Genomic DNA, 21,579 nt, shown 5'->3' on the forward strand with positions numbered 1-21,579 from the left:
GGGCACCTCCTTTCCCCGGGCACCGGTCACCCGTCGATCGGTCACAGGTCGCGCACCGCACGCAGTCCTGGCACCACCGGCGCGGGGTCGCGCCGGTGCAGCAGGGACCGGCCGGCCGCCATTCCGCCGGCGAACCGGGCGACCACGGACTGCGCGCCGCCGGTGACGCTGCCGATCAGCTCGGCGGCGACCACCGGGGCCAGGGTCCGGCCGTAGTCGGCCAGCGCAGCGGAGGTGGTGTAGCGGGGCGAGTAGCCGAACTCCTCGCGCAGCACCCGGGTGTCCAAGACCCGCCCCGAGTGCAGCAGGTGCATCTGCTCCGGAGACCAGTCGACCAGACCGGTACGCCGGGTGAGGCGCGACAGCGAGCCGACCGCCGGACCCGGGACCGGGGCGGCGATGCGGCCGAGCCGGCGGATGGCCTGGGACATCAGCACGGTGCCGGGGGCGCCGACGTTGACCGTGCCGGTGAAGTTCCCGGTCGTGGCGCGCGCCAGGACGGCGAGCGCGTCGTCCTCGTGCAGCAGCTGCAGCCTGGCGTCCCGGCCCAGTTCCGTGGGCACCACGGGCAGTCGGAAGAAGCTGGTCAGGAGGGAGTCGATCCGCGGGCCGATGAAGTGGGCGAACCGCAGGACGGCGACGTCGACGTCGGGACGGCGGCGCGCGAAGGAACGCACGTACCCCTCGATGTCCAGGCTGTCCTTGCCGAGACCGCCGCTGGGCATCCGCCGAGCCTGCATGGACTCGGTGAACACGGCCGGGTCGCGGGGGCTGGCGCCATAGACCGCGCTGGTGGACTTCAGCACGAAGCGGCGCACCGACGTCGCCCGTTGGCAGGCAGCCAGCAGTTGCATGCTCCCGATGACGTTGAGTTCCTTCATCGGGACCCGGCCGCCGGCACCGCCGGGGGTGGCGCTGATGTTCATGTGCACCACGGTGTCGACCGCCGCAGAATCGATGACCTTGGCAATCAGCGGGTTGCGGATGTCGGCCCGGACGAACTCGGTGCGGCCGAGGCGACGGAGCACCTCCGGGCCCGGGGGGACGGTGTCCACCCCGATGACCCGCTCGATCGTCGGGTCGGCCGCGAGCTCGGCCGCCAGCGCACCGCCCAGCCACCGGCTGACACCGGTGACGAGCACAACCGCGGGCGGCACGAGCGTCAGCTCACTTCTTGTTGCGTCGCTGGACGCGGGTCTTCTTGAGGAGCTTGCGGTGCTTCTTCTTCGCCATCCGCTTGCGGCGCTTCTTGATGACCGAACCCATGTCGAACTCCCGACGTCGTGGTCGCGTGGCGGCCGGGGCGGGGAACCGGGATCGGTCCCGCCGGGCACCACGCGGGGTGAACAGCTCGTGCGCGGGCCGCCCCCGGCGAAGGGGGCGGCATCGCTCGGCGCCCGAGCGTACCCGGCGTCCGGGACCAGCCTGGACTCAGGCGATGCCGGTGGCGTGACTTACGCGATGACGACGGCGCGACTGCGCGCGCCGGTCCGCTCCTCGCTCGGCGGCCCAGGGCGATGCTCCCGACGCTGTCGTCACGCGATGTCGGTGTACGCGTCGCGCAGGTACTCGTGCACCGCACGCTCCGGCACGCGGAAGGAACGGCCGACCCGGACGGCGGAGAGCTCGCCCCCGTGGACCAGGCGGTAGACCGTCATCTTGGAGACCCGCATGAGGGCGGCGACCTCGGCAACGGTGAGGAACTGGACGGCCGCGCGGGGCGCCGGGACGGCGGTGCGCTGACCGACCGGGACGGCAGCCGGGTGGGCGGCCGGGATGGGCCGGCCGAGCGAGGCGGCGGACATCGGCCGGCCGACAGGCCGCGGCACCGGGACACCCGGGCGAGAGGTTTGCACGATTGCGCGCTGGGGCATGGACACGTCGATCATCTCCGGTTTCAGCACGAGTCGGGCCACCGGCTTCCCCACCGGCGGACGGGACACGCACGTGCTGTTGCTGAGAACCCTAGGGGGACCGGAGTGACAGAAGCGATGGGTGAAACGGACAGGCGGACCGGTCCGTCCTGGGCACAAGTGGACAGAAACACAGCGTGACACTCCTGTGACCGCGTGTTGTCCACAAGCTCATCAGTCGACATGGCGGTTCTCCACAGGCTTCTGTGGAGAACTACCTGCATGTGATTCGCATGGTGCGCGGTGGGTCACACGGCCACCACACGCCGCATTCGCCGTCCGCGCGGCCTGACGTAGCGCCGTCCGGGGGTCACGCAACGCACTGGACGAGACGGCCCGCCGACGGCGTTCAGTCCGCCCGGCCGAGCTCCACCGAACGGTCGTGCGCCGCCTCGATGGCCGCGATCAGCGCCGCCCGCACACCGTGCCGCTCGAGCTCCCGGATGGCCGCGATCGTCGTTCCGCCGGGGCTGGTGACAGCCTCTCGCAACTGCACCGGGTGCTCCCCCGAGTCCCGCAGCATCACCGCCGCGCCGAGCGCGGTCTGCACGATGAGGTCGGCCGCCACCGTGCGCGGCAGGCCGAGGAGGATGCCGGCGTCGATCATCGCCTCGACGAGGAAGAAGAAGTAGGCCGGCCCGCTGCCCGACAGCGCTGTGACGGCGTCCTGCTGGCTCTCCGGGACCCGCCGCACCTGACCGACCGGCGCGAGCAACGCCTCGGCCTCGTCCAGGTGCGCCTCGGTGGCGTGCGCCCCGGCCGAGAGCACGCTCATCCCCTCGTCGACCAGGGCCGGGGTGTTGGGCATGACCCGCACCACCGGCGTGCCCGCGGGCAGCGCCGCCTCGATCCGCGCGGTGGGCACGCCGGCGGCGACGGAGACCACCAGGTGTTGTGAGGTGACGTGCGGGGACAGCAGCCCCAGCAGGGTATCGATGTCCTGGGGCTTGACGGCCAGCAGCAGCACCCGCGCCCGCTGGGCCGCCGTGGCGAGGTCCACCGCGTCCACGCCGTAGCGCTCGGCGAGCTCCGCGGCCCGGGCCGGACTCCGCTCGACCACCGCGATGGCCCCGGCGCCGGGGCCGGTCCCGCCGTCCCGCGCCTGGCGCACGAGCCCGGCGAGCAGCGCCTCGCCGATCTTGCCGCCGCCGACGATGGCCAGTCCCGAGCGTCCGCCTGTGGTCACGGCGGCGACCGTAGTGCCGGGCGTGTGCCCCGTGGGGGCCTGGGGTAGCCGCCGGCCGTGACGGATGAACTCAGCGGGAAGCGGGTGGCCGTGCTGGCCACCGACGGAGTCGAGCAGGTCGAGCCGGACCGGCCCTGGCAGGCACTGGTCGACGCCGGCGCCGAACCCCGGCTCGTCAACCTCGGGGCCGGCACCATCACCGCCTGCGACCACATCGAGGCCGGTGACACGAGACCGTCGACCTGACCCTCGCCGACGCCGACCCCGCGTCCTTCGACGCGCTGCTGCTGCCCGGCGGCGTCATCAACGGCGACTTCGTCGGCGCGGACGAAGTCGCCGTGGCGTCCGTACGGGCCCTTGTCGACGCGGGCAAGCCGATCGGGGCGATCTGCCACGCCCCGTGGGTGCTCATCGAGGCCGGCGCGGTGCGGGGCCGGCGGATGACGTCGCGGCCCTCGCTGCAGATCGACCTGCGCAACGCCGGCGCCGACTGGGTGGACGAGGAGGTCGTCGTCGACGGCACCCTCACCACCAGCCGCAGGCCCGACGACCTCGATGCCTTCAGCACGACGATCGTCGCCCGCGGCTGACCGGCCCGGACCGGCTGCCGCCGGGTCAGCCGGCGGCGAGCAACGCCGCAGCAGGCGCGATGACCAGCAGGGTCGCGGCGAACAGCAGGACGGCGAGCAGGGGGACGCCCAGGGCCGACTGGCCGCGGCGGTGCCGCCAGGCCGACACCCCGGCGACCAGCGCGGTCACGGTGAGCGGGGCCGCGACGACGGCCACGTAGGGCAGCAGCTCCCACAGCACGGTGAAGGCGAAGTAGATTCCGATGCCCGCACCCACGGCCAGCACCAGCTCCCCGGCGAACCGGGCCCACGCCAGGATGCCAGCCGGGCCGCTCGGCGCCGGGGCGCCGTCCCCCCCGACGTCGAGGTCATCGGCGCCGCCGGACGCCCCCCGGCTGCGGGAACCCTGCAGCGCGGGGATCGCCGCCGTGCTCGGCCCCGAGGGCCCGGGCATGGCGCCCGGGACCAGCCCAGGTGGCAGCGAGGCATCCGTGCTGCGCCGGCCGTGCACCGGCACATCGGGGGACACCGGCGTGCGGGGAGCCGGTGCCACGGGAGTCGCGGCGGCCGCGGTGGACGCGATTCCGGGGCTGCGCGGCGGAGGGGTCCGCGCGGGGACCTCGCGTCCGGGGGTGTTCCGCGGCGGGGTGGTACGCCCGGACAGGTCCCCGGCCGGCGCTGGGGGGCCGGCGCCGGCCGGCATGCTCGCCTCGCGGGACACGGCGGCCTCCGGCGCCGGCTTCAGCCGGCTCGGGGGCTGGTCCTCCGGCGCGGGACGGGCGGGCCAGCCGGCCCGGCGATCGCCGTCGCGCCGGCGGTCCGGTCGCGTGCCGAACTCCGACTCCAGGCCGTGCTCGCGCAGGATCTCGGCATACGGGGCAGCCGACTGCGACGGCGTCGAGCGGGGCGGGGTGGTGCGCGGGGAGGGATCACCAGGCGGCCGCAACTTGCTGCGGGGCTGGTCCTCCGGTGCCGGGCGGGCGGGCCAGTCGGCCTTCGGCTCGTTGTCCCGCCGCCGGCGACCAGGGCGCGTGCCGAGCTCGGTCTCCAGACCGTGCTCCTGGAGAATTTCGGCGAGCGAGCGAACGCTGTGTTCCCCGGTGTCCCCCGACTGCGCCATCACGCCCCTTCCAGCCAGTCGAGGCGGCGGAGGATGACTCCCTCGCGCAGCGCCCATGGGCAGATCCGCACGAACGGTACGTCCACCGCTCGCATCGCGGCCTGTGCCACGACGGCGCCGGCCGGGACCTGGTGCGCCCGCTGCGGCGACACGCCCTGCAGCTCGGCCAGCGCCGAGGACTCGATCCGGAACACGAAGCCGAGCACCTGGGACAACCCCGTGCGGCTGAGCTCGCGCGGGGCGCGCAGGCCGGCGGCCGACGGCGCCGCACCGGCGAGCCGGGCGAGGGTGCGGAAGGTCTTGGAGGTGGCGGCCACCAGGTCCGGCGCCCCGGCGGCCCGCAACTTCGCACCAGCCGGCTCCAGCAGCTCGCGGGCGTGCTCGTCCAGCCGTTCCAGCGCCGCGAGGTCCGGGCGCCCACCGGTCTCGGCGTCGGGGAGGTACCGGCGGGTCATGCGCCCGGCGCCCAGTGGCACCGAGAGCGCGACGTCCGGCTCCTCGTCGATCCCAGTGGCCAGCTCCAGCGAGCCGCCACCGATGTCGAGGACCAGCAACCGCCCGGCGCTCCAGCCGAACCACCGCCGTACGGCCAGGAAGGTCAGTCGGGCCTCGTCCTCTCCGCTGAGCACCTGCAGGTCCACGCCGGTCTGCTCGCGGATCCGGCGCAGCACCGCTGCGCCATTCACCGCCTCCCGGATCGCGGAGGTGACGAAGGCGAGCAGGTCGTCGCACCGCTGCTCGGCGGCCTGCTGCTTGGCCCGCTGGACGGCGGTGAGCAGCGCCCTCTCCCCCGCCTTGGACAGCTTGCCGTCCTCGTCGACGTGCTCGGCCAGGCGCAGCACCGAGCGGTCGTCGTGCATGGGGGTGGGGTGCGCCCCACGGTGTGCGTCCACCACGAGCAGGTGGACGGTGTTCGATCCGACGTCCAGCACACCGAGCCGCATGCCGCAGAGTCTGCCGGGTCCGGCGCCTACGCTGCGCCGGTGGCACCTGAGCACCCGTCCGCGCCGCCGGCGGAGGTCCCGCTCGACTTCGCCCGCGAGTGGGTCGAGTTCCTCGACCCGGCCGATCCCGGGCATCTCGTGCGGGCTGACCTGACTTGGCTCACCTCGGCCTGGACCTGCATCTACGGCCGCGGGTGCGCCGGCGTCGTCGAGGGCAGGGCCGCCGACGGGTGCTGCAACCACGGCGCCTTCTTCACCGACGCCGACGACCTGATCCGGGTCGGGACCGCCGTGGCGGAGCTGACCGACGCCGACTGGCAGCTCGGACCGCAGTGGCGGGCCGACTGGACCGAGGCCGGCACCCCTCCCGAGCCCGACCCGGGCGACGGCGAGCCGGGAGAGGAGGTCCTGCGCACCCGGGTGGTGGACGGGGCGTGCCTCTTCCTCAACCGTCCCGGCCACCCGGCCGGCATCGGCTGCGCGCTGCACGCGATGGCACTGCGGACCCACCGGCACCCGCTGGAGACCAAACCCGACGTGTGCTGGCAACTGCCGCTGCGGCGGGAACAGGAGTGGGTGGACCGCCCCGACGACACCCGGGTGCTGGTGTCGACGATCGGGGAGTTCGACCGGCGCGGCTGGGGTCCCGGTGGGCACGACCTGCACTGGTGGTGCACCGGGTCCCCGAACGCGCACGTCGCGGCCGAGCCCCTGGTGGCCACCTACGCCGCGGAGCTGGTCGCCCTGCTGGGCGCGCCCGCCTACGCCGAGCTACGCCGGCTGGCCGAGGCCGGCCTCGACGCCGGCCTCGTCGCCCCGCATCCCGCCAGCCCCCGGCCAGTGCCGGTGGAGTTGCACCGACGTCGTCCCGACTGAGGACGACTGCTGTCCCCCGGCCGCCCGGAAGGTCTGCCGGTAGGCCCGCGGGGACACGCCGCGACGGCGGGCGAACTGCTCGCGCAGGCCGGCCGCCGTCCCGAAGCCGACCAGCCAGGCGACCTCCTCCACGGGCGCGTCACTGTCCTCGAGCAACGCCTCCGCGGCGGCCAGCCGCTGGCCCAGCAGCCAGGCGTGCGGCGTCGTCCCGGTGGTCGCCCGGAACCGGCGGGCGAAGCTGCGCGGACTCATCAGCGTCCGGCGGGCGAGCAGGTCGACGGTGATCTCCTCCGCCAGGTGCCCACGCGCCCAGTCCAGCACGACGCCGAGCAGGTCGTCCTCGCAGCGGGCCACCGGTGCGTCGATGAACTGCGCCTGACCGCCGTCCCGGTGCGTGCGGCGCGGTGCACGTCTACCGCACCGGACGGCGGTTCGAGGAGGCCCGGACGCGGGTCGCGGCTGGAGCTGCGCGAGTGGGCGTACCGGCGTAGCTTCGAACACATGAGCGAATCCAACACACCGGTCAACAGCGGACAGGCGGGCGACCCCACGGCGGAGAAGGACCCCTCCGACTGGGTCACCGGGGGCGAGCCGGCCACCGGCGCCCAGCACAGCTACCTGGAGACGCTGGCCCGCCAGGCCGGCGAGGAGGTCCCCGACGACCTCAACAAGGCCGACGCCTCCCGGAAGATCGACGAGCTCCAGGAGGAGACCGGCCGCGGTCAGTGAGTCGCCGGTACGGACGCCGCAGGCGGTCGTCTCGGGCGGCGGGCCCGCAGGGTCCACGCCCGAGGTGACGGGAAGCGGCCCAGCGCCCGGTGAGCTGCTTCCTGGCCGCGGTTGGAGGCCGAAGGCCGACAGTGGGTCAGGCCTCGAGCTTGTAGCCCAGGCCGCGCACCGTGACCAGGTGGCGCGGATTGGCGGGGTCGGGCTCGATCTTGGCGCGCAACCGCTTGACGTGGACGTCGAGGGTCTTGGTGTCCCCCACGTAGTCCGCGCCCCACACCCGGTCGATCAGTTGCCCGCGGGTGAGCACCCGGCCGGCGTTGCGCAGCAACAGCTCTAGCAGGTCGAACTCCTTGAGCGGCAGCGACACCGGCTGGCCGTCGACGGCGACCACGTGCCGGTCGACGTCCAGCCGGACCGGACCGGCGGCCAGCGTCGAGTCGGCACCCGGTTCGCCCTCGGCGCCCCGGCGCAGCACGGCCCGCATCCGGGCGACGAGCTCCCGGGCGGAGTACGGCTTGGTCACGTAGTCGTCCGCGCCCAGCTCCAGGCCCACGACCTTGTCGATCTCGGTGTCCTTGGCGGTCAGCATGATGATCGGCACGGAGCTCTTGGCCCGCAATGTCCGGCACACCTCGGTGCCCGACAGGCCGGGCAGCATCAGGTCGAGCAGCACGATGTCGGCCCCGCCCCGGTCGAATTCGGCCAGCGCTCCCGGCCCGTCGGCGGCGACCACGGTCTCGTAGCCCTCCCGGCGCAGCATGTACGACAGGGCATCGGAGAAGGACTCCTCGTCCTCCACCACGAGCACTCGGGTCATGACCGTCCTCTCCTCGCGACCCCGGGAGGGCCGTCGTCTGCCGCGGCCCCTGCGGGGCCGTGGTCGGGTACGGCCGCCGCGTCGGGAAGGGCGCGGGGGATGCCGCGCAGCGCGGCCAGCGGCGGCACCGGGGGCCGGTCGTCGCCGCCCTCCTCGACCGGCCGGTCGCCGCCGGCGGCCAGCGGGATCCGCAGGGTGAACGTCGAGCCCAGGCCCTCCTCGCTCCACACCGACACCGAGCCGCCGTGGTTACTGGCCACGTGCTTGACGATGGCCAGGCCCAGGCCGGTCCCACCAGTGGCACTGGCCCGGGACTGGTCAACCCGGTAGAAGCGCTCGAAGACCCGGGCCCGGTCCGGGCACGGGATCCCGATGCCGGAGTCGGTCACGGCGATCTCGGCGAACCCTGAGCGGGCCCGGGCGCCGACGGCGATCGTCGTACCGGGGGGGCTGTAGGCCACCGCGTTGGCGAGCAGGTTGGTCAGCGCCGTCGCCAGCTGCGCCTCGACCCCGCGCACCACCAGGCTGGGCTGGGCACCGACGGCCAGGTGGATGTCCTTGGCCGCGGCCGCCGCCCGGGTTCGGTCGACCGCCTCGGCGACCACCCGGCCGATGCTCACCGGGGTCAGGTCGGGCAGCGGTTCGGCGCCCTGCAGCCTGGAGAGGTCGATCAGCTCGCGCACCAGCCGGGACAGCCGGTCGGCTTCGTGGCTCATCCGTGCGGCAAAGCGCTGCACCGTCTCGGGGTCGTCGGCGGCCCCGGCGACCGCCTCGGCGAGCAGCGCCAGCGCACCGACCGGGGTCTTGAGCTCGTGTCCGACGTTGGCCACGAAGTCGCGGCGCACGGCCTCCACCCGGCGGGTCTCGGTGACGTCCTGCAGCACGAGGGCGACCGGGCCGGGGGTCAGCGGAGGGCCGCTGGCCAGCCGCACCCCGTGCACGCCCACCATCCGCGGCCCGCCACCGACCAGGTCGCCGGGCAGCGCGACATCGGCGCGGCGGCTGCCGCCGGCCTGCACCGTGCGGGCGACCTCCAGCAGCCCCGGCACGAGCAGCCGCTCGCCGCGCAGGATGCCCAGCGCACGGGCGGAGGGGTTGGCCACCAGCACCGACTCGTCCGGGCCGAGCAGGACGACCGCGGGGTCCATCAGGTCCAGCAGCCGCCGGCTGAGAGCCGCCTCGCCGTCGTCGCGCTCGTCGCGCGGGGTCCCGGCACCGGTGGCTCCACCCGGGCGCCCCCGGGCGCGCCAGAGGAGCCCGGTCACCAGCGCCGCCGACGCGAGCAGCAGGCCGAGCACCAGGCCCACCAGTCCGGCGAGCACGGGGTCCACGCCGTCGATGTTAGAACGCCGCGGATGCCTGACCAGCCGTTGCGGGCGGCCTCACCCGACCGAGGAGGAACTGTTCACCGGGGCGTGCCGGTCCGTTCACTCGCCGGCCCCCTGGGGCCACGGCCGGCTGTCTAGCGTCGGCCTCACCGGCTGCCCGGCGGGCGGCTCGGCACCCTGGGTGACCTGCGGCGACGACGGCGCCGCAACGGAGAGGGACACACCATGCGCGAGAGTTACCGTGGAGAACTGGACGACATCACGTCCTGCCTCGTCGAGATGGCCAACTCGGTGGGCTCGGCGATGAGCACCGCGACCACCGCCCTGCTGGACGCCGACGTCGCTCTCGCCGACCTGGTGATCGCCGGCGACGAGCACATCGACGGTGTGCGGGAGAGCATCGAGCAGCGCTGCTTCACCCTGCTGGCCCGCCAGCAGCCGGTCGCGACGGACCTGCGCATGATCACCACCGCGATGCGGATCGTGGGTGACCTGGAGCGGATGGGCGACCTGGCCGCGCACATTGCCAAGGTCGCCCGCATGCGCTTCCCCGACTCGGCGGTGCCCCAGGAGGTCCGGCCGATCTTCCTCGACGCCGGCAACGTGGCGGAGAGCCTGGTGACCAAGGCCGGCACGATCATCGCCAAGCGCGACGTCGCGGCCGCCGTCGAGCTGGAGGCCGACGACGACCTGATGGACCGGCTGCACGCCCAACTGTTCCGCGAGCTGCTCAGCGAGGACTGGCGGCACGGCATCGAGTCGGCCATCGACATCACGCTGCTGGGCCGGTACTACGAGCGGTTCGCCGACCACGCGGTGAGCGTGGCACGGCGGGTGGTCTACCTGGTCACCGGCGAACGGCCCGCTTAGGACCGTCGCCCTTCGGGCTCCAACCCCAGCCAGGTGCCCTGCCGACGTCCGCTGAGCCGTTTCGTGGTCCGACGGCGGGGAGCCTCCGGCCCCCGCGCCGTCGAATCAGCGCCTTGCGGCGCAGCGCGTCGCCCAGTACGAAAGATGCCTCACCCGATGGCCCACCGGATGAGGCCTCTCCTCACTTCTTGCCCTTGCCCTGGTTCTTGACCGCCTCGATGGCGGCAGCCGCCGCGTCGGGATCGAGGTACTCGCCGCCGGTCTTGACCGGCCGCAGGTCGGCGTCCAGGTCGTAGCGCAGCGGGACGCCGGTCGGGATGTTCAGGCCGACGACTTCCTCCGCCCCCATGCCGTCCAGGTGCTTCACCAGGGCCCGCAGGCTGTTGCCGTGCGCGGTCACCAGCACGGTGGCGCCGCTGCGCAGGTCCGGCACGATCGCGTCGTACCAGTAGGGCAGCATCCGGACGACGACGTCGGCCAGGCACTCGGTGAGCGGGCGGGCCTCCGGCGGCAGGAACGCGTAGCGCGGGTCGGCGTCCTGGCTGTAGTCGCTGCCCGGCTCGATCGGCGGCGGCGGCGTCGTGTAGCTGCGGCGCCAGGTCATGAACTGTTCCTCGCCGTACTCGGCGAGGGTGGCGGCCTTGTCCATGCCCTGCAGTGCGCCGTAGTGCCGCTCGTTGAGCCGCCACGACCGCCGCACCGGGATCCAGTGCCGGTCGGCCGCCGACAACGCCAGCTCGGCGGTGGTGATCGCCCGGCGCAGCAGCGAGGTGTGCAGCACGTCGGGCAGCAGCCCGTGCTCGGTCAGGAGCTGCCCGCCGCGGGTGGCCTCGGCCCGCCCCTTCTGCGACAGCTCGACGTCCACCCAGCCGGTGAACAGGTTGGCCTTGTTCCACTCGCTCTCGCCGTGGCGGAGCAGCACGAGGGTCCCGGTGTCGGTCACGGGTGCATCCTGCCCGAGTGGTTCACCGCGTGAGCAGTGGCCAGACCAGCCACAGCTCGTAGAGCACCGGCGGCGCCAGCCCGGCCAGCAACCACGGACTCCGGACCGGCCGGGCGGCGCCCCAGCGGACGGCGGCCACCACGCCCACGCAGCACAGCACGGCGAGGCCCCCCCAGGCGACGACGGCGCCCGTCCGGATCAAGTACAGCTGGGCGAACACCAGCTCCACGGCGCACAGCAGCAGCGGGTAGGCCAGCGCCGAGGCCGCGACGACCCCCATCAGGGCCCGGACCCGGCGCTGCGGTGCGGCAGGATCCGGCATCGGGGCACACGCTAGCGCCGCAGGGCAGGATCGGCCCATGAGCGCCGCCACCCACTGGGCCGACGACCTGGCTGCCTGGGCCATCGACCCACAGCTGCTCGCCGCCGCGCCCGAGTCGCCCTACGGGTTCCCGGCCGGCCTGTTCGGCGCCGACCGCGGAGCCGCGACCACCCACCGCGCCGTCGCCGAGCTGCAGCCGGTCAGCGTGCTGGACGTCGGCTGTGGCGGCGGCGCGGCCAGCATCCCGGTGGGCGCCCCGGAGCTGCTCGGGGTGGACGAGTCGGCGGAGCTGCTGGCCCGGTTCGCAGCCGCCGCCCCGGGCGCCCGCACCTGGCGCGGGCGCTGGCCGGACGTGGCCGACCAGGTTCCGGCCGCCGACGTCGTGGTCGCCGCCAACGTCGTCTACAACGTCCCGGACATCGCCGCGTTCGTAACCGGGCTGACCGGGCACGCGCGCCGCCGAGTGGTCGTGGAGCTCACCGACACCCACCCGTGGACGTCGATGGCCGGGATGTGGCGTCACTTCCACGGCCAGGAGCGCCCCACCGGGCCCACCGCGGACCTGTTCGGGGCGGTGCTCGCCGAGCTGGGGCTCGAGGCGCAGTTCCGGACGTGGCCGCGCACCGATCCCTGGCGGGACGCCTCCGCCGCCGACGTGCTCGCGTTCACCCGTCGCCGGTTGTGCCTGCCGGCCTCCCGGGACGCCGAGGTGGCCGCCGCTCTCGTCCGGCTCCCCGACGACCGGCCGAGCACCGGGACGACGTGGTGGTGGCCGGGAACGGCGTGAGGGGCTCAGGCGACGCTCTCGGCCCGGGGTCTCCGCCCGGGTGAACCGCACGGCCGCCGCGAGCACCTCGCCGGCCCGCCGGAGCTGTTCTTCCGTGTGGGTCGCCATGACGGACAGCCGCAGCACACCGGAGCCCCGCGGCACCGCCGGGTGGCCGACGGCGTTGGTGTAGACCCCGGCCCGATGGGCGGCACTCCACGCGGCCAGGGTGGCGTCGTCGTTCCCCGTCGGCACGGCCAGCGCGGCGCCGCTGCCGGGCACGGAGGCGGTCTCGGCCCGGCCTCGGTGAGCACCCGGCGCAGCAGGTCCCCGTTCGCGCGCAGGCGGCCCATCCGCTCCGGCTCGCGCCGCAGCACGCGCAGTGCCGCCGGCGCGGCGGCCACCGCGGCGGGGTCGTTGGCCGCGCTGAAGACGTAGCGCAGCGCGCTGGCCCGGACGCCGTCGGTCACAGCCCCGGGGGTCTGCACCGCACCGCCCACGCTGGCCAGGGACTTGCTGACGGCGATCGTCGTCGCGTCGACCCGGCCGTCCACGCCGGCCGCCTCGGCCGCACCCCGGCCGGTCGCGCCGACCCCGAAGCCGTGCGCCTCGTCGACGACCAGCCGTGCCGACCAGCGGTCACGCAACTCGGCGAGCTCGGCCAGCGGGGCGGTCTCCCCGGTCATCGAGTACACCCCGTCGATGACGACGACCAGACCCGCCGCGGGGTCCAGCCGTTCCAGCCGGGAGACCAGCGACTCGAGGGAGTTGTGCCGGAAGCGCACCACCGTGGCGCGACTGGCCGCGGCGGCGGCGTGGACGCTGGCGTGTGCGTGGGTGTCGACCAGCAGCACGTCCCCGGGGGCGCCGGTCGTGGACAGCACCGCCAGATTGGCGTTGATCCCGGAGGAGGTGAGCACCGCGGCCTCGGTACGGGCGTGGTCGCCGAGCTCCTCCTCCAGCGTGAGGTGCAGGCGGGTGGTGCCGTTGAGCACCCGGCTTCCGGAGGAGCTCGTGTCGTAGCGGCGCAGCGCGGCGACCGCGGCCCCGATGATCTGGGGGTCGCCGGCCAGGCCCGGGTAGTTGTTGCGTCCCAAGTCGACCCGGGTCCGGCCGTCCGCGAACAGTGTCTCCGGCAGCGGGGCACCGGCCGCGGGCACCGCATGGCTCGCCACGCCCGCCCGGTCGTGCTGCCGGAACGCCTCGGCCCGGCTGTTGGCCATCAGCGATCCGAAAGGGCCCCGGCGGCCGGTCGGGTGCGGCAGGGACGGGACCGGGTAGATCGTGCGGCCGTCGGGCACGGCGACTCCCGCCTGCGGGCGCGACGCTCGCGGCCACTCCCCGTCAGCTTGTCCACCCTCACGCTGCGTGGTCCACGCGTCGGCGGCACGTCGCCCGAGGGTCATCCGGGCAGGTACGGCGCGGCTCACGAGTGACGCCCCGGACGTCACCCGGGCAGCGACGGGACGGCTCTACCGCGGGCTACGGAGTGGTGGCCGGCGTCCGCCACCGGGCATCCAGGCCAGGACGACGACCGCCGCCCGCGCGGCCCAGCCGCGGGGGTTCAGCCGACCGCGTGGGAGCCGCTCACTGCGATGACGGTTCCTCCGTCGTCCGGCCTGCCTGGCCATCCGGGTCGGCGAACGCGGCGAAGGCCTCCAGGTTGCGCAGCGATTCACCGCGCTTGACCCGCCAGGCCCACTCCCGCCGGATGGAGGTGCCGAAACCGATCTCGAGCATGGTGTTGAAGTGCTCGTCGGCGTAGCTGAGCACCGACCCCAGCAGCTTGTCGATCTCCTCTGGGGTGACGGCGCCGTGCCCGAGCCGGCCGGTGAGGTAGACGTCGCCGACGCCGTCGATGGAGTAACTGACCCCGTACATCCGCGAGTTGTGCTGCAGCAGCCACGCCCACAACTGCTCGCGGTTCTCGTCGGGCTGCCGGCAGACGAACGCCTCGATCCGGAAGCCGTGCTCGCCGACGATGAGCCCGACGACCGTCTTGAGCTTCTTGACCCCGGGCAGCGTGACCACGAAGCGGCCGGGGGCGGTCTGCTCGTACTCGAGTTCGGCGTTCCGCAGCGCTCCCTCGACGACCGCGGCCAGCTCGGCGACGCTGCGCTCGCTCATCGACCCACCTCCGGTGCCGGAACGGAACGGCGATGCCGTGCTGTCAGACGCCTCATCGCGCAGCGCTGCCGCCGGACAGCAGCCGGACGGCGTCCCGGGCGCTGCGCTCCCGGCTGCCGACCGGGGGCTGCTGCGCCATCTCGACCATCGCCGCGGCGTAGGCGTCGACGAGGGAGTCGACCGTGCGGTCCCAGCCGAACCGGCTGGCGTGCCGCCGGGCGCCGGCGGCGAGCAGTTCGCGGCCGGCGAGCACCCCTCGGATCGCCGCGGCGTAGTCGGCAGGGTCCCGGCCGGCGACGAGCCGGCCGGAGACGCCGTCGTCCACGGCGGTGTGCAGGCCGCCGACGGCAGCGGCCACGACCGGCGTGCCGCAGGCCTGCGCCTCCAGCGCGACCAGACCGAAGGACTCGTTGTGACTGGGGACGACGGCCACGTCGGCGGCGCGGTAGTGCTCGGCGAGCTGCTCGGGTGGCTGCGGTGGCAGGAACCGCACCACGTCGCGGACGCCGAGGGAGACCGCGAGCTCCTGCAGTCGCTGGGGCTCGGCCAGCCCGGAGCCGCTGGGGGCCCCGACCACGAGGACCTGGAGCTTCGCGCGCAGCGGCGGGTCGTCGGCGAGCATCCGGGCGGCGGCGTGCAGCAGCAGGTCGGGGCCCTTGAGCGGCTGGATGCGCCCGACGAACAGCAGGACGACGGCGTCGGCGGGCACCCCGATCCGCTGCCGGGCTCGCTGCCGGTCGCCGGGGCTGAAGCGCTGCAGGTCGACCCCCGGCGGGATGACGAGCGTGCGCCGCGGGTCGGCGTCGTACCAGCGGACCAACTGGGCGGCCTCGTCGGCGGTGTTGGCCACCAGCCGGTCGGCCTCGGCGACGACCTGTTCCTCGCCGATCACCCGGGCCCGCGGCTCGGGGGCGTCGCCCTCGGCGAGCGCGGCGTTCTTGACCTTGGCCAGGGTGTGCGCGGAGTGGACCAGCGGCACGCCCCAGCGGTCGCGGGCCAGCCAGCCGACCTGGCCGGATAGCCAGTAGTGGGAGTGGACGACGTCGAAGTGGCCGGGCTCGTGCTGGGCCTCCTCGCGCAGCACGGCGGCGGTGAACGCGCACAGCTGGGCGGGCAGGTCGTCCTTGCCCAGGCCCTCGAACGGGCCGGCGCTGACGTGCCGGACGGTCACGCCCGGGCTCATCTCGACCACCGGGGGGAGGTCGCTGGAGGTGGCTCGGGTGAAGACGTCGACGGCGATGCCGCGCGCGGCCAGGCGGCGGGAGACCTCGACGATGTAGACGTTCATGCCGCCGGCGTCACCGGCGCCGGGCTGGTCCAGCGGGCTGGTGTGCACCGAGAGCGTGGCCACGCGGTGGGGCAGCAGGGACGGCAGTGGAGCCGTCTCGGTGCGCCAGGCAGGACGGGGGTGCCGGCGAACGAGCACGTGCCTCCTCCCGCGCGGGCATGTGGTTGGCACCTGCAACGGGCACCCTATCGACGTCCCAGTCTGCCTCAGCGCCAGGATGGTCACATGTCCAGCCCCACCGCCCCGCCGTCCGCCGCCGTCCCGTTCCACGGCGGAGGTCGGGTCGCCGTCGTCACCGGCGCCTCCAGCGGGATCGGCGCGGCGACCGCTAGGCGGCTGGCGGCGGACGGCTTCGAGGTGGTCCTCGGCGCGCGGCGACTGGACCGGCTGACCGCGCTCGCCGAGGAGATCGGCGGGCATGCGGTGCCGCTGGACGTGACCGACCCCGCCTCGGTGTCGGCGTTCGCCGAGGGCCTGGACCGGGTCGACGTGCTGGTCAACAACGCCGGCGGTGCGTTCGACGCAGCCCCGGTGGCCGAGGCCGACCTCGACTCCTGGCGGCGCGCCTTCGACGTCAACGTGCTGGGCTCGGTGGCGATGACCAAGGCGCTGCTCCCCGCGTTGATCGCTTCCGGCGCCGGCGACCTGGTGTTCGTCGGATCGACCGCCGGGCTGGTGAGCTACAAGGGCGGGGCGTCCTACACTGCGGCCAAGCACGGGGTGCACACGCTGGCCGGGACGCTGCGGCTGGAGCTGGTGTACTCCCCGGTGCGGGTCGTGGAGATCGCTCCCGGCATGGTCAAGACCGAGGAGTTCACGCTCAACCGCACGGGCTCGCAGGAGAAGACGGACGCGGTCTACCGGGGCGTGCGCGAGCCGCTGGTGGCCGAGGACGTCGCCGACTGCATCGCCTGGGCCGTCACCCGCCCGCATCACGTCAATGTCGACCTGCTCGTCGTGCGCCCGCGGGCGCAGGCGGCCCAGCACAAAGTGGCCCGCGAGGAGTGACGCTCCCCGGCGAAGCGGACAGCGGGGGTTCCGGAGATCGTCAGCGAGTTCCCAGCTGCTGCCTGCACAGTCGTCGCCGTACCGGCTGGGCGACGGCGAGGAGCACGACGTGGGTGACCTGTGGCGTCACGTCACCGGGCTGTCGCTCGTGCAGGGGCCGATCCCGCCGCTCCTGACCGGGGGCGCCGTCCTCGGCCTGCTCGTGCTGGGCACCGCGCGCCGCTCGCGCGCGTGGTTCCTGCGGTCGGTGCCGCTGGCGGTCGTGGCGGCGCTGGTCCTGCTGGCGGCCGCCGAGGTGGCCTTGGCGGTGGCCCACCCGTTCCCCGACCGGCTGCCGCGGAGGATCTCGGCGTGGGTCGCCGCCGCCCTGTTCGCCCTGGCGCTGGCCGCGGCCGGCTGGCGGCGGCAGCGCTGGCCACGCCGCGTCGCCGCCGCGCTCGCGCTGCTCGTCGTCGTCGCGGCGGCCGCCGACCAGGTCGACCGCGTCTACGCGCCGTTCCCCACGATCGCCGCCGCCCTGCAGTTGCCCCCGCACGACGAGGTCCAGGCCCAAAGCATCCTGCCGGGCCACGCGCTGGCGGGCGCGGCGGCCGCCGTCCCCCTTGCCGACGGTCGCCCGCTGGAGGCGCGCTGGCGGCCTCCGGCCGGCATGCCCGGGAACGGGGCCGTCACCGAGGTGGCGATCCCCGCGTCCCGTTCCGGATTCACCGCCCGTCCTGCCTGGATCTACGTGCCGCCGGCGTACCTGACGGCGCAACGGCCGCTGCTCCCGGTCCTGGTGTTGATCAGCGGGCAGCCGGGCAGCCCTCGCGACTGGATCGACGCCGGCGGGGTGGCCGAGACCATGGACGCCTTCGCCGCCGCCCACTCGGGCCTCGCCCCGGTCGTGGTGATGCCCGACGCCCTGGGCGCGGAGACTGCGAACCCCCTGTGCATGGACTCCCGGCTGGGCAAGGCCGACACCTACCTGTCCGTCGACGTCCCGGCCTGGATCGAGGGCGCGCTCCAGATCGACCCGGACCGTGCCCACTGGGCCGTCGGTGGCTTCTCCTACGGCGGGACGTGCGCGCTGCAGCTGGCCGTCGCCCATTCCGACCTGTTCCCGACCATGCTGGACATCGCGGGTCAGCAGGCCCCCACGCTCGGGGACCCGGTGGGCACCGTTGCCTCGACCTTCGGTGGTGACCAGGTCGCCTTCGCCGCCGTCGACCCGTTGGAGGAGCTGGCCACCCGTCGCCTCCCGGGCAGCAGGGCGCTGATGCTCGTCGGCGCCCACGACAGCCAGTTCGGGCGCCAGGCGGCCACGGTGCGGTCGGCCCTGGTCTCCGCGGGCGTCGACGTGAGCTACGCCGAGCTCCCCGGCGACCACTCGTGGACGCTGGCCAACGCCGCGCTGCGCCAGGCCGTCCCGGCGCTCGCTCAGCGCATCGGATTGACCGGATGACCGGCCCTGCCACGGCGGCGTCGTCCGGGCGCTGCGCCGCCACCGTCGTCCGCCTCGCCGCGGCGGCCCGCCGGTGCCCGGTCACCGCCGGGCTCCTGGTGGCGATGCTGACCACGGGCCCGCTGGTCACGGCCCTGGCCGGCAGCACCGCGCCCGCTGCCCTGTCGACGGGTGTCGGCGCACTGTCCGCGGGTCGGTGGTACACCGTGCTGACCAGTGGCCTCGTGGTGCCCGGACGTCTCGCGGCGGGTCTGGCAGCGGTCGCCGTCCTGGCGCTGCTGGTCCCGGTGGAGCGCCGCTGGGGGTCGCGCCGGTTGGCGCTGTGCCTGGTGGCCGCACAGGTGGTCGCCACCGCGGCCGGGCTGGGCCCGGTCGCGTTGCTGGGCACCACCGGCCACCGGTGGGCCCACCTGCTCGCCGGCGCGTCCGCCGCCGGTCCGCTGCCTGCGGCACTCACCGTCGCCGGACTGGCCTCGGCCGGCTGGTCACCGCTGTGGCGGCGCCGGGTCCGGCTGGGTCTGGGCGTCGTGCTCACCCTGCTGCTGCTGTACTCCGGGCAGCTCGGCGACGTGCTGCGATGGACCGGGTTCGGGATCGGGGTGGCGACCGGTGCGGTGCTCGCCGCCCGTCGGCGGCCGGTACCCGCCCGGGCGGCCGTTCTCGAACACGGCGTGGTCAGCCGCCGCGAGAGCCGCGCGCTGATCGCGCTGCTGGTCGCCGCGACCGCGGTGGGGCCGCTGGTCGCCGCACTGTCCCGGACCCCGGACGGGCCGTGGTCGGTCGTCTCCCACCTCTTCGTCTCCGGCCGGCCACCCGCGGAGGTGCTCCGCGCGGTGTGCGGCCCCGGTGGCGACGCCGCCGACTGCCAGGCCCTGCAGGACCGGCTCCGGCTGACCGGCTTCGGCCCGGCGCTGGCGTCCGTGCTGCCGGTGCTGCTGCAGCTGGTGCTGGCGGAAGGCCTGCGTCGCGGACGACGTGCGGCGTGGGTCGGCGCCGTGGTACTGACCGGGACACTGACCGCCGTGGGCGCCGTCGTGGTGGCCCTCGTCCTGCACGTTCCCGGCGAGCAGCTGCCGTTGCTCGCCGTTCGCCCGGGCAGCCTGCCGACGATGTCGCTGTGGGCCCCGGTGGTCGCCCCCGGGCTGGTCCTCGGGTTGCTGCTGGTGACCCGGAGCCGCTTCGAGGTCCGGGCCGCACCCGGTGCGGGCCGCCAATGGGCCGCGCTGGCCGTCGGCGGCATCACCGTCGTCGTGGCGGCGTACCTCGCCGCGGGCCTGGTACTGACCAGCGGCCACCCGGCCGGCCCGGGGGCGGGCCGGCTGCTGCTGGACCTGCCGGCCCGGCTGGTGCCGCCGGGCTACCTCGGTGAGGTGGTGCCCCGGGGCGCTCGCCTGCACGGCGTCGCACGCCTGCTCGCCGACTGGACGGGGGTGGCGTGCTGGGCGGTGCTCATGGTCACGGCCTGGCGGGTCGTCCGGCCGGCGGCACCCGCCGGCGACCTCGTCCGGGCCCGGGACCTGGTGCGGCGGTACGGCGACGGCGCGCTGTCGTTCATGACGACCTGGACCGGCAACCGGTACTGGTTCACCGCCGGGAGGCGGTCGATGGTGGCCTACCGGGTCGTCGGCGGGGTGGCGCTGACCACGGGAGACCCGGTCGGGCCGGCGGAGGAGACCGCGACGACCGTCCGGCAGTTCACCGCCTGGTGCTCCGGCCGGGGCTGGGCCCCGTGCTGGTACAGCGTGACCGACGCCGTCGCCGAGGCGTTGCCGGGGATGCGCCGGGTGCAGGTGGCCACCGAGACGTGGCTGCCCCTGGGGCAGCTCGCGTTCGTGGGCAGGAAGTGGCAGGACGTCCGCACCGCCCTCAACCGCGCCGCCCGCGAGGGCACTACCACGCAGTGGGTGCACTGGCACAGCGCACCGCTGGCGCTGCGCGAGCAGTTGACCCTGGCGTCCGAGGCCTGGCTGGCGGGCAAGGGGCTGCCGGAGATGGGGTTCACCCTCGGTGGCCTTGACGAGCTCACCGACCCGGCCGTCCGCTGCCTGGTCGCCCTGGACGCCGACGGCGCGGTGCTGGGCCTGACCAGTTGGCTGCCGGCCCGTCGGCAGGACACCCCGGTCGGCTGGACGCTGGACCTGATGCGACGAACACCGGGCTGCCCGCCCGGGATCGTCGAGCTGCTCATCGCCACTGCGGCGCTGACCTTCCAGGAGGAGGGCGCGCTGTTCGTCAGCCTGTCCGGAGCGCCGCTGGCGCTGCCCGGCGGTCCCATCGCGGACGTCGACGCGCTGGCCCGGCTGCTACAGGCCGCGAGCCGGGCGATGGAGCCCGTCTACGGCTTCCGATCGCTGATGGCCTTCAAGGCGAAGTTCTCCCCGCAGTTGCGCCCGCTGTGGCTGCTCTACACCGCCCCGACCGACCTGCCGCGGATCGCCGCGGCCGTCTCGCACGCCTACCTCCCGCACGTCTCGGTCCGGCAGGCGGTCCGGCTGGCCCGGGCGCTGGCCCGGCCGCACGCCCGGCCGCACGCCCGGCCGCGCACGGGGTTGCACACCGGGCCGGCGCCGGGCGCACCCGGGGCCGGTCCGACGACGGTGGGCCGGGATACGCCGCTGCGCACCTCCGCGAGCACGCGATGACCCGGCGGCTCATCACCGCGTTCGGCGCCCTGGTCAGCCTGGGCGTCACCGGGTGCGCCGCCTCCGCTGCGGGGCAGACGTCGGCGGTCGCCCCCTCCCCGGCGCCCGGAGTGGTGCGGGTGGCGGTCGTGGGCGACTCGATCACCGAGGCGGACAGTCTCGACTTCGACGACGGCGACATCGGCCCCGGCTCCTGGGCCCGGCGGGCCGAGGGTGGAGCGGTCCAAGTGGTGGGCGGATGGGCGCACGGCGGGGCGACGACCGCGGACATGGTCGCCGGTGTGCGGGCCCTCGACGCCGACGTCCTGGTGCTGATGGCCGGCAGCAACGACCTCGACGCCGACGTCGCCGTCACCCGGATCGCGGACGGCCTCGTCACGATCGCCACCGAGGCGGAGGTGCCGCGCGTGCTGCTGTCGACCGTCCCACCGGAGGACGGGTACGAGCAGCAGACGCAGGACCTCAACCGCCGGCTGCGGGTCCTCGCCCGGGACCACGGCTGGGAGCTCGTCGACGCGATGGCCGGGGTCCGCGGCGCCGACGGTGGCTGGCTGCCCGGCATGAGCGAGGACGGCGTGCACCCCGACGAGGCGGGGGCGGACGTGATCGGCGCGGCCCTGCGGACGGCGATCCTGCGGACCGCCGGCACCACATCGGCGCTCCCCGCTGGGGCCACCTGAACGTCGA

General features: G+C 74.8%; 24 protein-coding genes. 10 read left to right on the forward strand and 14 right to left on the reverse strand.

Annotated elements, in window-relative coordinates; all coding sequences use genetic code 11:
• Nucleotides 1–41: 41 nt before the first annotated feature.
• The 4 genes from BLW04_RS02065 to proC all read right to left on the reverse strand — a co-directional run bounded on the left by BLW04_RS02065 (nt 42) and on the right by proC (nt 3,099).
• Nucleotides 42–1,157: an NAD-dependent epimerase/dehydratase family protein gene (locus BLW04_RS02065; RefSeq protein ID WP_091536635.1), complete on the reverse strand. Its 1,116-nt coding sequence runs from the start codon at nt 1,155–1,157 to the stop codon at nt 42–44.
• A 10-nt stretch (nt 1,158–1,167) separates the two neighbouring features.
• Nucleotides 1,168–1,266 carry a 30S ribosomal protein bS22 gene (locus tag BLW04_RS02070; protein ID WP_012854759.1) on the reverse strand — a complete coding sequence of 33 codons (99 nt, stop codon included), beginning with the start codon at nt 1,264–1,266 and terminating at the stop codon, nt 1,168–1,170.
• A gap of 269 nt (nt 1,267–1,535) precedes the next feature.
• On the reverse strand, nt 1,536–1,778 hold the full coding sequence (locus tag BLW04_RS02075; protein ID WP_371327763.1) for a helix-turn-helix domain-containing protein: 243 nt from the start codon (nt 1,776–1,778) through the stop codon (nt 1,536–1,538).
• Nucleotides 1,779–2,262: 484 nt separating this feature from the next.
• A complete protein-coding gene (gene proC / locus BLW04_RS02080) occupies nt 2,263–3,099 on the reverse strand; it encodes a pyrroline-5-carboxylate reductase (protein WP_091536638.1) in 837 nt (278 codons plus the stop codon).
• Between the two features lie 57 nt (nt 3,100–3,156).
• Here proC and BLW04_RS27980 point away from each other — a divergent pair, with 57 nt between their 5' ends.
• Nucleotides 3,157–3,345 (forward strand): type 1 glutamine amidotransferase family protein, encoded by a 189-nt coding sequence (locus BLW04_RS27980; RefSeq protein WP_254780949.1) that lies wholly within the window; start codon nt 3,157–3,159, stop codon nt 3,343–3,345.
• Between the two features lie 41 nt (nt 3,346–3,386).
• Nucleotides 3,387–3,689, forward strand: coding sequence for a DJ-1/PfpI family protein (locus BLW04_RS27985; RefSeq protein ID WP_254780964.1), 303 nt, complete (start codon nt 3,387–3,389; stop codon nt 3,687–3,689).
• A 25-nt stretch (nt 3,690–3,714) separates the two neighbouring features.
• Here BLW04_RS27985 and BLW04_RS02090 read toward each other — a convergent pair whose 3' ends face one another.
• On the reverse strand, nt 3,715–4,791 hold the full coding sequence (locus tag BLW04_RS02090; RefSeq protein ID WP_091536641.1) for a hypothetical protein: 1,077 nt from the start codon (nt 4,789–4,791) through the stop codon (nt 3,715–3,717).
• A complete protein-coding gene (locus BLW04_RS02095; RefSeq protein ID WP_091536643.1) occupies nt 4,788–5,732 on the reverse strand; it encodes a Ppx/GppA phosphatase family protein in 945 nt (314 codons plus the stop codon). Before BLW04_RS02095 ends, BLW04_RS02090 begins: the two co-directional genes overlap by 4 nt.
• Nucleotides 5,733–5,771: 39 nt before the next feature.
• On the opposite strand from BLW04_RS02095, the gene BLW04_RS02100 reads away from it, so the two are divergent.
• Nucleotides 5,772–6,608: a DUF3109 family protein gene (locus BLW04_RS02100; RefSeq protein WP_091536645.1), complete on the forward strand. Its 837-nt coding sequence runs from the start codon at nt 5,772–5,774 to the stop codon at nt 6,606–6,608.
• Here the strand turns inward: BLW04_RS02100 and BLW04_RS02105 are convergent.
• Nucleotides 6,504–6,962: a helix-turn-helix domain-containing protein gene (locus BLW04_RS02105; RefSeq protein WP_254780950.1), complete on the reverse strand. Its 459-nt coding sequence runs from the start codon at nt 6,960–6,962 to the stop codon at nt 6,504–6,506. The genes BLW04_RS02100 and BLW04_RS02105 overlap by 105 nt on opposite strands.
• A gap of 147 nt (nt 6,963–7,109) precedes the next feature.
• Here BLW04_RS02105 and BLW04_RS02110 point away from each other — a divergent pair, with 147 nt between their 5' ends.
• Entirely contained in the window at nt 7,110–7,337 is a 228-nt protein-coding gene (locus BLW04_RS02110) for a DUF3072 domain-containing protein (protein ID WP_091536647.1), read from the forward strand.
• Nucleotides 7,338–7,473: 136 nt separating this feature from the next.
• On the opposite strand, the gene BLW04_RS02115 is transcribed toward BLW04_RS02110, so the two are convergent.
• Both BLW04_RS02115 and BLW04_RS02120 read right to left on the reverse strand, forming a co-directional pair.
• On the reverse strand, nt 7,474–8,154 hold the full coding sequence (locus tag BLW04_RS02115) for a response regulator transcription factor (RefSeq protein WP_091536650.1): 681 nt from the start codon (nt 8,152–8,154) through the stop codon (nt 7,474–7,476).
• Entirely contained in the window at nt 8,151–9,485 is a 1,335-nt protein-coding gene (locus BLW04_RS02120) for a sensor histidine kinase (RefSeq protein ID WP_091536652.1), read from the reverse strand. Before BLW04_RS02120 ends, BLW04_RS02115 begins: the two co-directional genes overlap by 4 nt.
• A gap of 222 nt (nt 9,486–9,707) precedes the next feature.
• Here BLW04_RS02120 and phoU point away from each other — a divergent pair, with 222 nt between their 5' ends.
• Nucleotides 9,708–10,352, forward strand: coding sequence for a phosphate signaling complex protein PhoU (gene phoU, locus BLW04_RS02125; RefSeq protein ID WP_091536655.1), 645 nt, complete (start codon nt 9,708–9,710; stop codon nt 10,350–10,352).
• A 181-nt stretch (nt 10,353–10,533) separates the two neighbouring features.
• Here phoU and BLW04_RS02130 read toward each other — a convergent pair whose 3' ends face one another.
• Together BLW04_RS02130 and BLW04_RS02135 are read right to left on the reverse strand one after the other, a co-directional pair.
• On the reverse strand, nt 10,534–11,295 hold the full coding sequence (locus BLW04_RS02130) for a phosphoglyceromutase (protein WP_091536658.1): 762 nt from the start codon (nt 11,293–11,295) through the stop codon (nt 10,534–10,536).
• A 22-nt stretch (nt 11,296–11,317) separates the two neighbouring features.
• Complete coding sequence (locus BLW04_RS02135; protein ID WP_091536661.1) at nt 11,318–11,617, reverse strand: hypothetical protein; 300 nt, start codon at nt 11,615–11,617, stop codon at nt 11,318–11,320.
• A gap of 37 nt (nt 11,618–11,654) precedes the next feature.
• Between BLW04_RS02135 and BLW04_RS02140 the strand changes: the two genes are divergently transcribed.
• Entirely contained in the window at nt 11,655–12,404 is a 750-nt protein-coding gene (locus BLW04_RS02140; RefSeq protein ID WP_091536663.1) for a hypothetical protein, read from the forward strand.
• Between the two features lie 5 nt (nt 12,405–12,409).
• Here BLW04_RS02140 and BLW04_RS02145 read toward each other — a convergent pair whose 3' ends face one another.
• The 3 genes from BLW04_RS02145 to mshA form a co-directional block, all read right to left on the reverse strand.
• On the reverse strand, nt 12,410–13,684 hold the full coding sequence (locus tag BLW04_RS02145) for an aminotransferase class I/II-fold pyridoxal phosphate-dependent enzyme (protein ID WP_175483853.1): 1,275 nt from the start codon (nt 13,682–13,684) through the stop codon (nt 12,410–12,412).
• Nucleotides 13,685–13,970: 286 nt separating this feature from the next.
• On the reverse strand, nt 13,971–14,510 hold the full coding sequence (locus tag BLW04_RS02150; RefSeq protein WP_091536668.1) for a type III secretion system chaperone family protein: 540 nt from the start codon (nt 14,508–14,510) through the stop codon (nt 13,971–13,973).
• Nucleotides 14,511–14,562: 52 nt separating this feature from the next.
• Nucleotides 14,563–15,936: a D-inositol-3-phosphate glycosyltransferase gene (mshA, locus tag BLW04_RS02155; protein WP_254780951.1), complete on the reverse strand. Its 1,374-nt coding sequence runs from the start codon at nt 15,934–15,936 to the stop codon at nt 14,563–14,565.
• 87 nt (nt 15,937–16,023) lie between these two features.
• Here mshA and BLW04_RS02160 point away from each other — a divergent pair, with 87 nt between their 5' ends.
• The 4 genes from BLW04_RS02160 to BLW04_RS02175 all read left to right on the forward strand — a co-directional run bounded on the left by BLW04_RS02160 (nt 16,024) and on the right by BLW04_RS02175 (nt 21,572).
• The gene (locus BLW04_RS02160) at nt 16,024–16,806 is read left to right on the forward strand and encodes an SDR family oxidoreductase (protein ID WP_091536670.1); all 783 of its coding nucleotides are present in this window, start codon (nt 16,024–16,026) and stop codon (nt 16,804–16,806) included.
• Nucleotides 16,807–16,915: 109 nt separating this feature from the next.
• The gene (locus BLW04_RS02165; RefSeq protein WP_175483854.1) at nt 16,916–18,250 is read left to right on the forward strand and encodes an alpha/beta hydrolase; all 1,335 of its coding nucleotides are present in this window, start codon (nt 16,916–16,918) and stop codon (nt 18,248–18,250) included.
• Nucleotides 18,247–20,892, forward strand: coding sequence for a bifunctional lysylphosphatidylglycerol flippase/synthetase MprF (locus BLW04_RS02170; protein WP_091536675.1), 2,646 nt, complete (start codon nt 18,247–18,249; stop codon nt 20,890–20,892). Before BLW04_RS02165 ends, BLW04_RS02170 begins: the two co-directional genes overlap by 4 nt.
• Nucleotides 20,889–21,572, forward strand: coding sequence for an SGNH/GDSL hydrolase family protein (locus BLW04_RS02175; protein WP_091536678.1), 684 nt, complete (start codon nt 20,889–20,891; stop codon nt 21,570–21,572). Before BLW04_RS02170 ends, BLW04_RS02175 begins: the two co-directional genes overlap by 4 nt.
• Nucleotides 21,573–21,579: the final 7 nt, after the last annotated feature.

The sequence above is a fragment of the Modestobacter sp. DSM 44400 genome (assembly GCF_900107175.1).
Classification (GTDB): Bacteria; Actinomycetota; Actinomycetes; order Mycobacteriales; family Geodermatophilaceae; genus Modestobacter.